At 44.5% G+C, this 15,084-nt stretch carries 11 protein-coding genes and 1 tRNA gene; 10 read left to right on the forward strand and 2 right to left on the reverse strand.

Annotation, left to right across the window (positions count from 1 at the left end; translation table 11 throughout):
* The 8 genes from FW774_RS17700 to FW774_RS17735 all read left to right on the forward strand — a co-directional run bounded on the left by FW774_RS17700 (position 1) and on the right by FW774_RS17735 (position 12,701).
* On the forward strand, positions 1-1,659 hold the full coding sequence (locus FW774_RS17700) for an MGH1-like glycoside hydrolase domain-containing protein (protein ID WP_187774943.1): 1,659 nt from the start codon (positions 1-3) through the stop codon (positions 1,657-1,659).
* A gap of 98 nt (positions 1,660-1,757) precedes the next feature.
* The gene (locus tag FW774_RS17705; RefSeq protein WP_149349545.1) at positions 1,758-2,945 is read left to right on the forward strand and encodes a glycoside hydrolase family 172 protein; all 1,188 of its coding nucleotides are present in this window, start codon (positions 1,758-1,760) and stop codon (positions 2,943-2,945) included.
* A gap of 24 nt (positions 2,946-2,969) precedes the next feature.
* Positions 2,970-4,703: an exo-alpha-sialidase gene (locus tag FW774_RS17710; RefSeq protein ID WP_149349546.1), complete on the forward strand. Its 1,734-nt coding sequence runs from the start codon at positions 2,970-2,972 to the stop codon at positions 4,701-4,703.
* A 14-nt stretch (positions 4,704-4,717) separates the two neighbouring features.
* Positions 4,718-7,411 (forward strand): sodium:solute symporter family transporter, encoded by a 2,694-nt coding sequence (locus FW774_RS17715; RefSeq protein ID WP_149349547.1) that lies wholly within the window; start codon positions 4,718-4,720, stop codon positions 7,409-7,411.
* Entirely contained in the window at positions 7,398-8,729 is a 1,332-nt protein-coding gene (locus tag FW774_RS17720; RefSeq protein WP_187774944.1) for an FAD-dependent oxidoreductase, read from the forward strand. The genes FW774_RS17715 and FW774_RS17720 overlap by 14 nt, the downstream gene beginning before the upstream one ends.
* Before the next feature lie 26 nt (positions 8,730-8,755).
* Positions 8,756-10,444, forward strand: a complete 1,689-nt coding sequence (locus tag FW774_RS17725; protein ID WP_149349549.1) for a sialidase family protein — start codon at positions 8,756-8,758, stop codon at positions 10,442-10,444.
* Between the two features lie 28 nt (positions 10,445-10,472).
* On the forward strand, positions 10,473-11,414 hold the full coding sequence (locus FW774_RS17730; protein ID WP_149349550.1) for a dihydrodipicolinate synthase family protein: 942 nt from the start codon (positions 10,473-10,475) through the stop codon (positions 11,412-11,414).
* Between the two features lie 54 nt (positions 11,415-11,468).
* On the forward strand, positions 11,469-12,701 hold the full coding sequence (locus FW774_RS17735; protein WP_149349551.1) for an MFS transporter: 1,233 nt from the start codon (positions 11,469-11,471) through the stop codon (positions 12,699-12,701).
* 74 nt (positions 12,702-12,775) lie between these two features.
* Here FW774_RS17735 and FW774_RS17740 read toward each other — a convergent pair whose 3' ends face one another.
* Together FW774_RS17740 and FW774_RS17745 are read right to left on the reverse strand one after the other, a co-directional pair.
* Complete coding sequence (locus FW774_RS17740) at positions 12,776-13,051, reverse strand: hypothetical protein (protein ID WP_149349552.1); 276 nt, start codon at positions 13,049-13,051, stop codon at positions 12,776-12,778.
* 55 nt (positions 13,052-13,106) lie between these two features.
* Positions 13,107-14,027, reverse strand: coding sequence for a PfkB family carbohydrate kinase (locus FW774_RS17745; RefSeq protein ID WP_149349553.1), 921 nt, complete (start codon positions 14,025-14,027; stop codon positions 13,107-13,109).
* A 121-nt stretch (positions 14,028-14,148) separates the two neighbouring features.
* Between FW774_RS17745 and FW774_RS17750 the strand changes: the two genes are divergently transcribed.
* Together FW774_RS17750 and FW774_RS20950 are read left to right on the forward strand one after the other, a co-directional pair.
* Positions 14,149-14,222: transfer RNA gene (locus FW774_RS17750), tRNA-Asn, on the forward strand.
* A 63-nt stretch (positions 14,223-14,285) separates the two neighbouring features.
* Complete coding sequence (locus FW774_RS20950) at positions 14,286-14,369, forward strand: GIY-YIG nuclease family protein (protein WP_410522749.1); 84 nt, start codon at positions 14,286-14,288, stop codon at positions 14,367-14,369.
* Positions 14,370-15,084 lie beyond the last annotated feature (715 nt).

Here is a 15,084-nt window from a genome sequence, read left to right on the forward strand (position 1 = left end):
ATGAACCCAAGAACGATGCATACGGCACGCCTCCTGATTTTGATAAGCATAGCATTTTTTGCCGGGCCGGGGCGTAGTAGTGGAAATTACCGGTTCTTTCCTCAAGACAGTATTTTAAAATGGAATAGTTTCAGCCCTTATATCCGGGAGTTTAATGCAAACGATGATGAATCGGTAGTCCAGTTTATACCTAATCAAGGCGCTGATGAGTTTCTCAAAAATAATATACCTTATTTTAATTGTCCCGATAAAGCACTGGAAAAAACGTATTACTTCAGATGGTGGATATACCGGAAACATATACAAAAAACGCCGGAAGGATTCGTGATAACAGAGTTTCTTCCTAAAGTTCCGCAGGCCGGGAAATATAATACAATCAGTTGCCCGGCATCTCATCATTTTTATGAAGGGCGATGGTTACGCAATCCAACGTATTTACAGGATTATGCCAACTTCTGGTTTAAAGGTGGCGGCTCGCCACGTTCTTATAGTTTCTGGCCGGCAAACGCTATACTGGCGTATGCAAAAGTGTTTCAGGATAAAAACCTGGTGACAGAGTTGTTGCCTTACCTGGTTGATAATTACCGGGCATGGGAAAAAACTAATTTATGTCCGGACGGATTATTTTGGCAGGGCGATCTTCGGGATGGCATGGAAGCATCAATAGGAGGTTCTGGCAAGCGGGCTACGATTAACTCCTATATGATTGGTGAAGCAACAGCAATTGCGGCGATTGCGAAATTAGCGGCGAATAAGACTATAGAAGAGGAGTTTTCCAATAAGGCTTCCCGCCTGAAGCAATTGCTGCTTACAAAACTATGGGATCCACAAGCCGGGTTCTTTAAGACATTACCTTTAAGCAATGAGGAATTCTCTAAAATATCTATTCCCGAAAGATATAAAAAATCGTTTCATGTTTTTCCTGCCGACTCCGTTAAACTGGTGGATGTAAGAGAACTGCATGGATATACACCCTGGTATTTTAATATTCCTGACAAGCAACAATCCGTAGCATGGAAATTTCTGGTAGATACAAACGGTTTTAAAGCCCCTTTCGGACCAACAACTGCCGAGCGGGCTCACCCCGATTTCAGAATATCCTATGAAAGCGAGCCATATATATGCCAGTGGAACGGACCCAGTTGGCCTTATGCTACCGCGATAACGTTAAAGGCCATGGGAAACTTATTACGTAACTATAGTCAGTCCTTTGTTACCCGGAATGATTTTATTCAGGTTCTGGAAACCTATTCAAACAGTCACCGGCTTATCAATGAAAAAGGCAAACGGGTTTTCTGGATCGACGAAAATCTGAATCCGTTTACAGGAGAATGGCTGTCAAAGGAAATCAGTACAGCAAAAAGGGGAATACATTATGGCAAGGATTATAATCATTCGGAGTTCTGTGACATTATTATCAGTGACCTGATGGGTATCCAGCCATCTATGAACAATGAAATAATTATCGATCCTTTAGTTCCCAATAACTACTGGAACTGGTTTTGCCTCGACCGGGTTAATTATCATAATAAGACGATTTCTATAGTTTGGGATAAAGATGGCTCTAAATACAAGCTGGGAAAAGGCTTTTCGGTATATGTCAATGGAAAATTAAAATATCATTCAGGTTCAATAACAAAAGTTGTTATTCCTATCTGAGGTACAATCAGGCATTGAACATAATGGGATTAACTTTAGTAGAATATGTTTTTGAGACCAGGTTTAGCGAACATTAATTAAAAACTAAAGACATACAGATGAAAAATAAGATTAAAAAAATTATAGGGTTGCCAAGTCTCTTACTTCTGATACTGGTGGGTAAAGCCCTCGGCCAGGAACCGGTTGCAACAGATTTGTATAACCTGTCTAAAATCAAAAGCGGGATGCACAATCGTCGTATCAGTAGCTCTGATCCGGAAGGAGGTAATAATGACAGATTGGTTAATATCAAGCCGGGAGAGAAACGAACCATTGCTGAAATATCGGGCGCTGGCATTATCAATCACATCTGGATAACCATAGCCCCGCGTTTTGACAAGGCCAGCAGGAATGATATCATTTTGCGGATGTACTGGGACGGCAACCCGTATCCTTCGGTAGAATCGCCTATTGGTCCGTTCTTCGGGCAGGGGTGGCAGGAGCAGTATATCTTTTCCTCACTGCCGCTGGCAGCCGGTCCGGATAAGGGCTCTGCGCTGGTATCTTATTTTACCATGCCCTTTGCCAAAGGAGCAAAAATAGAGATAGAGAACCAGACAGGAGTTGAGCTACGGGCGTTCTATTTTTATGTGGATTATGTAGAAATGAAAGAACTTCCTCAGGGTATGGGTCGTTTTCATGCCTGGTACAATCATTCGTTGACAAAACCAGCACCGGAACCCCAAAATGCTACACAAAAAGGCAAAAATACAACCGGGGCAGATAACTATGTTTTTGCAGATGTTCAGGGAAAAGGGCAGTTTGTAGGCGTTAATTACTATGTACAGAATCCTTCTTCAAACTGGTATGGAGAAGGAGATGATATGTTTTTTGTTGACGGAGAAGAAAAGCCCTCCTTACTGGGCACTGGCACGGAGGATTTTTTCAATACCTCCTGGTGTCCCAAAGAAGTATATATGCATCCCTACTATGGTTACGCCCGGGTAAGCAATGAATTTGGGTGGCTGGGAAGGGCGCATGCCTATCGTTTCTTTATCACCGATCCGATTTATTTCGAAAAAGGCCTCAAGGCAACTATAGAACATGGTACGGCTAATAACCTGACACTGGATCTGGCTACTGTGGCGTATTGGTACCAGGATAAAGCCGTCAAATTGCCGCCGGCTCCAACAAAGGAAATGCGGAAGCCAAAGCCGCTAATAGGCCCCGCGGATGTGAACAGGTGGCGGCAGAGCTGGAACGAAAAAATGGGTGCAGATTCCACGCTTTGGGGAAATGAAAAATAAGGTATTAACACATATCCATTACACGTGAAAAAATATATTTTATGGCTGTGCGGGTTTTCTCTGGTCTGCTTTTATCAGCAGGGCTATTGTAGTGCCGACTCATCCCGGTATGTGTACAGGGACAATTTTGAGAACGAATTAAAAAATACTGATCCCAGCCACTGGATTGAGAATAACCGGGCAGACAACTGGAAAGTTATAGATGACAACGGTAATAAAGTGTACCGTGTAAAAAACAGTGGCGATCTTTCTTATTCCTGGCTACATGTTTTTGAAAAGAACGTGGTTTTTCAAGCCCGGTTTAAAGTCGTTGGCAGGAAGAGCGCCGGAGCTTCCATAGGATGTTCTGTCAGGTTCAATTCAGCAGAAGCACAGGTATTTCTCCGGTATGATGTAAGTGAAGGTTGCTGGTATCTGATGGAAAGACAAGGTTATGACTTCAAGCCTGTTGTACTCGCCAAAAGCACTCAGCAAAAGCTGAATACAGGCGTATGGAACCAGGTTAAGATTGTTTCTGACAATAACAGGGTTATATTTTATTGCAATGATATGAACCGTCCGTTGCTGAGATCAGATTCGCTCAGACACCTTTCACCGGGGCGGGTGGCTCTTTTTGCAGAGAAGGCCGAGGTTTATTTTGACGATATAGACCTCAACCTTGTCAGCAGACAGGGAAGGGTAAATGATGGGGTGCTGGAGTATAATCTCAATCCGGAAGATGGAAAATTCCGGGAAGGTGCATCAATAATTGAAAAGAAGAATGGCGAACTGGTGTTGTTACAACGGTCGGAAGAATATCATTCAACCGATAGCGGCGCCACCTTCAAAGGCCCTTTTCCTATTACATGGCCGTATAATAATGATGCCCATCATAGTGTTCTGCGCCTGAAATCAGGCCGTATTTTGAAGATGGTAGCCGAATATAACATCATTGGGAAGCATGCTGCTGACGCACCGCTTCGGTTTCGGGCCAAAATATCGGACGATGATGGAAAAACCTGGTCAGATGGGGGAACTACCTGGGACGATTTTGTACCCGATGCCTTAACGATGAATGATAAGATCACGCAGATGCCCGACGGTAGGATCTTCTTTGTGATTACCCGGCGCACTCATGTTGAACAACCTACGAGAGGACATAAATCGGTTATTTATTACAGTGATGATGAGGGAAAGACCTGGCATGAATCCGGCAACGATACTAAACCCCTTACCAAACTGGATCATTATTGCGAAAGCAAGGTTATCTATACCACTGATGGAAAGCTACGTTTATATACGCCCTGGTCTGAAGCGCCCAGCATTCATTATGCAGAATCAGATGATAATGGAGTGACCTGGAAAGGCGATCATCCCAGTGATTCGCTGAAAAATTCGCGATCTTCTTTTGCCTTGATCGAGGATCCTTATGCAGATAAGCCTACTTTTTATATGACTTGGGTATATGACGATCTGTATGCCTCCCTGATAAATTACCTGCCGCGTGACCGGCTGGCGTTGGCCAGGAGCTATGACGGAAAAACCTGGGAATACCTGATGGATGTAGAGCGATGGATCAGTCCCAATGTAGAGGGTAGCAACCGCTCTATTGTGCAGATTTTGGATCCAAGCTTAACAGCAACAAAAGACTATTTACTGATTACGATCGGTCGTTCTGAAAAAGGGGCAAAGAAGGGACACAATGAACAGCGGCTGCGGGTATATCGTATTGACAAAGCAAAGTTGCGACCCTATACTTCCTGGCCAACGGTATATTGATATTATAATAGAAAATGGACAATTCTGCTAAAAAAATTATAACGCCACTTTTCCGTAAGGCTCTGCCGCTTATATGTCTTTTGATAGGTTATACCTGTGGTGTTTCAGCGCAGTATGATCCGCATAGTTTTAAATGGCAGGAGTTAAAGGCTAAAACATGGGATCCAGGACAGAGCATTCCCGGCCTCGCAGGTCATTTCTCGGGCATAAGCAATAATGTGCTATTAATTGCAGGAGGTACACGGTTTGCTGACGGTCAAACTCCCTGGAACGGAGCTGCTAAAATATGGAGCGACAAAATCTATGTGCTGCAGCAGAAAGGCAATACTGATTATGAATGGGCAGATTCGTCTTATCACATGCCGGCAGCATTATCGTACGGTGCTTCTGTTACAGTGCCTGACGGCTTACTATGTATCGGCGGGACAGACGGAACAAATAATTCAAGCAAGGTTTTTCTCCTGAAATGGAATCCTGACGCAAAAACGGTGGAGACGGAGTATTTTCCATCTTTACCCGTTCCGCTGGCTTATTCGGCAGCAGTATTTCTGAATGGAACTGTTTATGTTGCAGGAGGATGCGAGACCGGAGCTAATAATATATCCACTAATCACTTCCTTGCACTGGACATATCAGGAACTGATCTTTCGCATCGAAAATGGAAGGAATTATCTTCCTGGCCTGGTCCGCCCAGAAGCATGCCCGTAATGTGTGAACAGAGCAATGGTGTAAGAAATTGCATTTATCTGTTCAGCGGGTTGCAGATGTCAGAGAAAAAGGCCGGTCTTTTATCCGACAGCTATTGTTATGATCCCAAGACGAACAGTTGGCGTGAGCTAGGAGATATTAAGCTGGGAAATGAAGATAAGCGTTGTATTTCAGGAGCAGGGGCAGTTAAAATAGGCCTTGATCATATTTTAGTGTTTTCGGGGGCTGATAATACAGCGCACCGCCATTTTCGGGATGTACTGGCTGCTTATAGTCAGGCAAACGGTACTATAAAAGACAGTTTGCGCAAGCAACTCAATGAAATACAGGCTGCACATCCCGGGTACTCAAAAGACGTGCTGGCATATCATACCATAACCGATCAATGGCTTAAGGTAAGCGAGTTTCCGGGTATGGCGCCGGTTGTAGCTCCTGTTGTACAATGGAATAATGCTATCGTGATAGCCGGCGGGGAAATTAAGCCGGCCGTACGATCGGCCAATATCTGGAAAATAATCGTCAGCCCGCGGCAGGCTTCTGCCCTGGGTTGGATAGACTACCTGTTAATAAGCATATACTTCCTGGTGATCCTATTTATTGGTTACCGGTATAAAAAACGGGTGAAAACCACCAACGATTATTACAAAGCGGGTGGCAGGGTGCCTGGATGGGCATCGGGTGTGGCCATCTTCGGTACGCTGCTTAGCGCTATCACTTTCCTTACCACGCCGGCTAAAACATATCATGAAAGCTGGATATATTTTCTACCAACCATCAGCAGTCTGGTTGTAGCGCCATTAATTGTTTTCTTTATAATACCCGTCTATTTCAAGCTGAATGTTACTACTGCCTATGAATATCTCGAAAAAAGGTTCAATGTAGTTGTACGGTTATTGGGAAGCCTTAGTTTTCTTACTTTCCAGTCGGCCAAGTTCGGTATCATGTTATTGCTGCCCTCGCTTGCTATTGCAGCTATTACAGGCGGTGATCCGCTAACCTGTATCCTGATCATAGGTTTATTCTCCACAGTTTACGGTGCATTGGGAGGCATAGAGGCAGTGATATGGACAGAAGTGTTGCAGGTATTTGTTTTCCTGTTGGGAGCCTTGCTGAGCATTATCGTGGTGGTATGGAGGCTCGACGGTGGTCTGGCAGAAGTTATAGCCCTTAACAGGGATTTTGGAAAATTTCATTTTGTTAACTGGCATTTTAATTTCTCGGAGCTGACTGTGTTCGTAGCCATTTCTTACTGGATAGGCGGTGGTATGGTTCCTTATATTTCAGACCAGACTGTTATTCAGAAATATCTGGTTACAAAAGACAAGGCCAGTGCTTCCCGGGGAGTATGGGTTAATGGTATCCTCATTGTGTTGTCCTCCGTACTGTTTTTTTCTATCGGCAGTGCGCTTTTTGCCTATTATAAGGTCTTTCCGCAAAAGCTGGATATCACTTTACCGGCTCCCGAATCGATTTATCCGTGGTTTATTGTCAACGAATTGCCGGTTGGCATTAAAGGAATAGTAGTGGCGGCTATTTTTGCCGTGGCCATGTCTACGGTGAGCAGCACCATGAACAGTATGTCTGCTGCCGTCATTACGGATATTACCCGTTTCAGGGAGGTTACCGCTAAAAAACGTTTACGCCTGGCCAGGAATATTTCCTTTGCATTTGGCATTGTAGGTACCCTGCTGGCTGTGCTGATGTTCATATATGAGGTAGGATCGCTGTGGGATATGATCAGAAGGCTTACAGGATTATTTATGGGGGGCTTAGCCGGTATTTTCCTGTTGGGTATTTTCACAAAAAAGGCAAATGCTTTCGGGGTTATCGCTGGTTTTGTGGTAAGTGCCCTTGTACAGTATTATATCAGCCTGTACACTGCCACTCATTTTATGGTGTACAGTCTGTCAGGTATGCTTTCCTGCTTTATAGCCGGGTATCTTTTCAGCTTGCTTATCCCGGAACGAAACAATAAAGATCATGTTAATGAATCAGCATAAAGACTATATAAATGAACCGGCCAAAACAATACCGGTGTTGACCGATGCAGACGTGGTAGTTTGCGGCGGTGGCCCGTCTGGATTTATAGCGGCCATTTCCGCTGCCCGGAATGGGGCAAAAACCATCCTGATAGAGCATTATGGTTTCCTGGGAGGTATGGCCACCGCAGGAATGGTAGGGCCAATAAGTAAATTTAATTTCCAGGATGAACGTATTGTTCTGGGCATTCCTGATGAGTTCCTTAAAAGGATGCAGCAAATGAACGGAGCTATAATCGATCTGCCGAGTGGTAACATCCCATATGATCCGGAAATATACAAATATGTATCGTTAAAAATGGTGGAAGAAGCCGGAGTAACTATTTTACTGCATACCAGCGTGGCAGGTTGTATGTATGACGAACATAATGAAGGTAAGTTGACTCACGTGCTTATCGAGAATAAATCAGGAAGACAGGCGATAAGATCTCGGTATTTTATTGATTGCACAGGCACAGGCGATCTCATTAGCAGGAGCCGGTTGCCCTGGGAGATGAGGAATATTAAGAACGGTGAATTGCAGCCCATGAGCTTGTTCTTCAGGTTGGGCGGTGTAGATACAGATGTCCTTAATACACTGATGTCGCATGATGGTGTGAAATATGCCAATGTGCAATTAAATAAGTTATTACAGGAAGAAATGGTTGCCGGTCGTCTGGCGAATTTTGGTGGCCCCTGGGCGGTGCACGGAAGTACCATCCGGCGGGGAGAAGTGTCGGTAAATGCCACACGTTACAAAGGAAATGCGGCCGATGGGATAGAGTTATCCACTGCAGAAAAGCAGCTCAGACAGGATGTATTTAAAATTGTGGCTGTTTTTAAAAAGAACGTACCGGCCTTCCGCAACGCTTACCTGATAGATACTGCTACACAGGTGGGAATACGCGAAACCAGGGGAATCATTGGGCTTTATACAATGAAAGCAGAGGATATACTGACACCTGGCAATTTTGAAGATACAGTTGCCTACGGTGCACATCCCATTGATATTCACCGGTCGGATACCTCAAAGCAGGATGTCAGTTTTTTGCAGAAACCTTACCCAATTCCTTATCGGGCATTAATACCTCAGGAGTCAGATAATGTGTTAGTAGCCGGTAGTTGCCTCTCAGCCACACATGAAGCCTTTGCCTCCGTCAGGGTGCAGGCGCAATGCATGGCTTTGGGCCAGGCAGCCGGACTTGCAGCGGCGATGTGTGCTAAACAGGATTTACCAGTATATAAACTGTCAGGAAATGAGCTGCGGGATGAACTAAAACGGCAAGGTGCATTTGTATGATATAAGAGTACAGTGAAGTAACTATAATGCAGATACTAAAGAAATACATAAGAAAGCCCGTTCAGTCAGTGCTTGTTGCAGGCGTTGGTTTTTTGCCATTTACTGGCAACGCCCAATCGCTGGTTTCTTCTGTTAATGTAGACCAGGCACAATTCCAGATACCAGTATTGATCGATAGGAATGATAATCCGCTGGTGCGCATTAAAGTCACCGTAAATGGAAATGAGAACCACCGGTTAAAGCAGCTTGTTTTATCAACCCAGGGTACTACATCAGTTAAAGATATTACTGCTATTCAGGTATATTATTGCGGGGATGATACGCTATTTAATAGCGGGCAACAATCAGAAAAAAAACTGTTTGGCGAAGCGGCGAATCCAGGATCAAAAGTTATCATTAAAGGATCTGTTGAATTAAGTCCGGGCGTACATTATTTCTGGGTAACCTGTGCACTTTCTAACCAGGCAGATCTGCTGGATAAGGTAAGCTGTCAGTTGATTGAGGCGCAATTTGCTGATGAAACGATTTCGTTAGCTGGCAAATCTCGTGTGTTGAGCCAACGCATAGGTGTAGCCGTCAGGCAGCATATGGCCGATGGTATCCACACATCCCGCATACCCGGTCTGGCAGTAACCAACAAAGGTACGCTGCTGGCTATTTTTGATGCCCGTCGGCAAAGTGCCCGCGATCTGCAGGGCGATATTGATATCGGGTTGCACCGGAGCACAGATGGCGGACAAACCTGGCAGCCGTTGCAGATAGCAATGGATATGGGGCAATGGGGAGGATTGCCCGAAAAATTTAATGGCGTTTCGGATGCCTGCATACTGGTAGATAAGAATTCGGATGCCATTTACATTGCCGCCTTATGGATGCATGGTGTTCTTGATAAACAGGGACATTGGATAGAAGGATTAACTGAAAACAGTACCGATTGGAACCATCAGTGGAAGGACAGGGGCTCACAACCGGGTTATGATGTCAGGCAATCAGCACAATTCATGCTGGTTAAAAGTACCGATGATGGCAAAACCTGGAGTAAACCCGTAAACATCACAAAAATGTGTAAACAGGAGCAATGGTGGTTGTTAGCGCCCGCTCCCGGAAATGGCATCACACTTTTTGACGGTACATTGGTTTTCCCTGCCCAGGGCCGGGATGAATCGGGAAAGCCGTTCTCGACCATAGTTTACAGCAAAGACCAGGGACACACATGGAAAACGGCAAACCGTGCATTGAAAGAAACACAAACAACCGAATGTGCCGTAGTACAACTTTCAGACAGTTCGTTGATGCTGAATATGCGTGCCAATAAAAATAAAGGCAACCTGGGTGCTGACAATGGCAGGGCCGTGTGCGTGACCCATGACCTGGGACAAACCTGGCAGCCGCATCCAACCTCGTTCAAGGCATTACCAGAACCGGTGTGTATGGGCAGTTTATACAAGCATACATTTACAGAAGCCGGAAAAATACGCAGCATGCTGCTATTTTCTAATCCCGATTCTAAAAGCAGCAGAGACCACCTTTCCATCAAGCCAAGTTTTGATGAGGGTATGACCTGGCCTAAACAAATTCTTTTAGATGAGCTGAAAAGCAGGGGATATTCCTGTATAACATCCACAGATGAAAAACATGTTGGCATTTTGTACGAAAGCAGTCAGGCCGATATGGTATTTCAAAAAATCACATTAAGCGAGTTATTAAAAAAATAAAGTACCATAGACATAAATAAACAGATAAATGATGAAGATTGAAGGACTGATAGCTGCTACCTTTTCTGCCTATCATAAAAATGGACTACTCAACCTGGATATGATTCCCGTGCTGGTAGAAAAATTGATTGATGACGGAATTTCCGGGGTGTTTATATGCGGCACAAACGGAGAAGGCCCAAACATGACAATGGAGGAAAGAATGGCCGTAGCCGAAGCTTATGTAAAAGCGGTTAATAAACGGATTCTGGTGCTGGTGCATGTAGGGCATACTTCTATTGCCGAATCACGGAAGCTTGCTGAACATGCGGCGCAGATTGGCGCTGATGCGATCTCTTCAGTTGCGGCTTTTTACTTTAAACCGTCTTCGGTTCAAAACCTGGTAGACAGTATGGCTGAAATTGCTTCAGCAGCGCCTGAACTGCCTTTTTACTACTATCACATACCAACACTAACGGGTGTAGGCATGGATATGGTTAACTTTCTTCGCCTAAGCGAAGATAAAATCCCTAACCTGGCCGGGATAAAATATACGGCATCTACGCTGTTCGAGTATCAGTCTTGCCTGAATTACAAAAATGGTAAATACGATATCCTGTTCGGTTTTGACGAAATGTTGCTGCCTGCCCTGGCAGTAGGCGCAAAGGGCGCCATTGGAAGTACCTATACCTACGCAGCACCCCTGTATCTGAAAATTATAAAATATTACCAGGATAACAATCACCAGAAGGCTCGTGACATGCAAATGCAGTTAATAGAAATGGTGCGTTGCCTGATCAGGTTCTCACCTATTCCGGCACAGCGGGCCATTATGCACATGCTGGGTTTTGATATGGGTTCCTGCCGTCTGCCGTTAACAGAGTTATCAAACATTGATTATGAAGCGTTGAAGGCTTGTTTGGAAGATGTTGGTTTTTTTGATCTGTTACAACAAAATAAGACTGAAACAACTGATATCACTTCCCGGTAGCATAATGTTGAAGATAATTGATAGTCACTTAATGGTCAGCATACAAAGTAAGCAATGAATAAAGCCGTTGCTTATCCCTGGGTTATTGTTGGCGCCTTATGGGTAATAGCCTTTCTGAATTACCTTGACCGGATCCTGATCACCTCTATGCGGGATCCCATTGTGGCCGATTTTTCATTGACAGATGCGCAATTTGGCTTACTAACTTCCGTGTTTTTGTGGTCGTATGGTATATTAAGCCCTTTTGGAGGCTTTTTAGCCGATAAATTCAGCCGGAAAAACGTAATTATTTTTAGCGTGTTTGTGTGGTCGCTGGTAACGCTTTGTACCGGTTTTACGCATACTTTTCAGCAGATGCTGATAACCCGTGTGTTAATGGGTGTGAGCGAGGCATGTTATATCCCGGCTGCCCTGGCGCTGATAACCGATTATCACCGGGGGCGAACCCGGTCGCTGGCAACAGGCCTGCACATGAGCGGTTTATATACCGGGTTAGCGGTAGGTGGCATTGGCGGCTATATCGCCGAACTATGGGGCTGGCGGTACGGATTCCATGTTTTCGGTATTGTGGGGATATTCTATTCGTTTGTTTTATTATTCCTGCTAAAGGATTATGATCCATCGCATTCAAAAGAAAATGTAACCCGGGCCGAAACTGCTTTACCTGCAATTAGTCTCCCTCAATCGTTTAAAGTATTCTTTTCAGAACGGTCATTTTATATTCTGTTGATTTATTTCAGTGTATTAGGCATGGTAAACTGGCTGGTGTACGGCTGGCTGCCTACTTTTTTCAGAGAACACTTTCATTTAGGCCTCGGCGAAGCCGGTATTACTGCCACAAGTTACATCCAGGTAGGATCGTTTATTGGGGTAATTGCAGGCGGTATTATTGCCGATCGCTGGGCCCGCAGTAATATCCGCGGCCGTTTATACGTATTGATTATCGGTTTTACGCTCGGCGCCCCATTTTTATTTCTGATGGCTTCTACCCAGGTATTTATCATTGCCATTATCGCGATGCTGATCTTTGGGTTGGCCCGTGGGTTTAATGACGCCAACCTGATGCCTGTGCTACGCCAGATGGTAGATGAACGGTACATTGCTACCGGCTACGGTTTCCTGAATTTTTTAAGCACCATTATCGGCGGACTGATGGTCTATATCGGGGGCGCTTTACAGGATGCGCAAATAGGCTTGGCGATCATATACCAGGCTGCTGCGGTGTTAATGTTACTGGCCACCTGGCTGCTTTTAGCTGCCAGGCTTAAAAAGACTGAAGGTATATAAAGAAGTTGCCTGAACCTTTTTAAGGCTTAATATGATTTCCCTGCCGGGAGAAATAGCCTGACCGCATTATTTACTCAATATTTTTCAGCATCAGCGGTCTCTTTTGAATAAGTGATCCGGCTGGGATGAAAACCGTAGAACGCTTTAAAAGCAGCAGCGGAATAAGATGGGTTTTGATACCCGATCTTCATGGTAACCTCTTTCAGCAGCATACGGTTTTCGGCTGATCTGAGAAGCTGTCTAAAAGGTTTTACAGGTTTAATTAATGGACGGTGAAGACACCGTCCATGGCTCCTGCCGCTGCTGGTGTCACCACCAGCAGTTCTCTCTGTATAACTTACCTTTTTCATTTTTAGACAGATTCTGATATCTGATCCCGTAGATCTGCCTTGCTGCTATCTCCCCCTACGTCTCAATAGTAAATGAGCTTAATGCTATAAACTGTTTGATGCGGGCGGCAACTTCGTCATTACTGAGTGCAATAATTTTCTCTGTTCCAAATTTCTCTACACAGAACGAAGCCAGTGCCGAGCCATAAATAATGGCGTTTTTCATATTATTGAAATTCACCGTGCCAACCTTTGCCAGGTAGCCAATAAAACCGCCTGCAAAAGTATCGCCGGCGCCGGTCGGATCGAACACCTCGGCTAAGGGCAGGGCAGGGGCAGAAAATATTTTATCTTCGTTGAACAGCAAAGCGCCATGTTCGCCCTTTTTGATGATCAGGTATTTAGGGCCCATCTGCAGAATTTTAGCTGCGGCTTTCACTAAAGAATACTCGCCGGATAACTGTCGGGCCTCGGCATCGTTAATGGTCAATACATCTACCAGCTTCAGCGTGTCGATCAGGTCGTTCCAGGCAACGTCCATCCAAAAGTTCATGGTGTCGAGCACAATCAGCTTTGGACGTTTTTTCAATCGTTTAATAACGGTTTGTTGTATCTGCGGGGTTAAATTGCCCAAAAGCAGGTATTCGCAATCCTGGTAGCTTTCGGGGATGATAGGATCAAAATCAGCCAGCACATTCAGCTCGGTCACCAATGTGTCGCGGCTATTCATATCGTTATGGTACCGGCCTGCCCAGAAAAACGATTTTTCGCCCTGTCTGATCTGCAATCCTTCTACATTAATACCGTGATCTTTAAACGTATCAATATCTTCCCGGCGAAAGTCGTCGCCGACCACGCTTACTATTTTTACGTTATTATAGAAATATGAAGCAGCCAGACCGGCATAGGTAGCTGCACCGCCAACAATTTTATCAGTTTTTCCGAACGGGGTCTCTATAGCGTCGAAGGCAACGGTTCCGATAATTACTAAGCTCATGCGATATTGAATAAAAAATGCACGCAAATATTGCATTAATAATTTAAAATCCCGAATATTGCAGTCCCAAATCCGGCAGGTATATTAAACCGGATTAATATGGAAAAATAACCGGATAGAATCCTCAGTAGCTCAGCCGGTTAGAGCATCTGACTGTTAATCAGAGGGTCGCTGGTTCGAGCCCAGCCTGAGGAGCGAAGCCCCGCCAGATATGGTGGGGCTTTTTTATTCTTCGCTTCAATAACCTAAAATTTTGTTATGTTTCATATCTACATCTTGTATTCGGAGGTTTCTGACAATTACTATGTAGGCTATACGGATGACTATATGCGCCGCTTTTAGGAACATAATCATTCTGAACATTCTACTTATACATCGAAACATCGCCCCTGGCTATTAACAGTTGTTTTTGAATGTGGAAATGACAGAAAAGTAGCTATGGCACTGGAACGTTTTATTAAGAAACAGAAAAGCCGCCGTTTAATAGAGAAGTTGATCGAAGGAGATGGATTAACTGGAAATTTAGCTCAGCCGGTTATCCCGAGGACTCGGGACGCACGTGCATATTAGCCCTTAACTTGACGCCTATACGATCCCGTATGTACGGGAGGGATCGAAATGACGGTGCTTTTTTACTTTTTGATCAGCCCCAATTTGTAAGTTGTCAAAACTATTAGCACAGACCTGACTAAATTAAACCCGGTTGAAGCGAATACCGGCCTTGTGGCTAATGCCTTGCGAGGTTTCGGGGCAGGGTTGTGTAGTATAAGCGAAAAACGGGACTATCTGTGCCGAAATGATACCGGGCCCTGCTTTTCAAATAAAATATACTAAGTCAACCGCCACTTTGCGGGCTCATTGATATCTTAAAAGCAATAAAAAACTTATCAATAATTCAAAGGCCACGCAGGCTAACCTGTATTTTTTAACGTTCTAAGTAAGGTGGCATGATATTCAGTAGCGTGGGTGTGTCGCTTGAAAATGTACGAAATGCAATAATTTTTTTCAATTAGTTAGCAGTAATTAGAAAAAAATTTATCTTAGGTTTGAAATACCG

Source organism: Pedobacter sp. BS3, assembly GCF_008274585.1.
Lineage (GTDB): Bacteria > Bacteroidota > Bacteroidia > Sphingobacteriales > Sphingobacteriaceae > Hufsiella_A.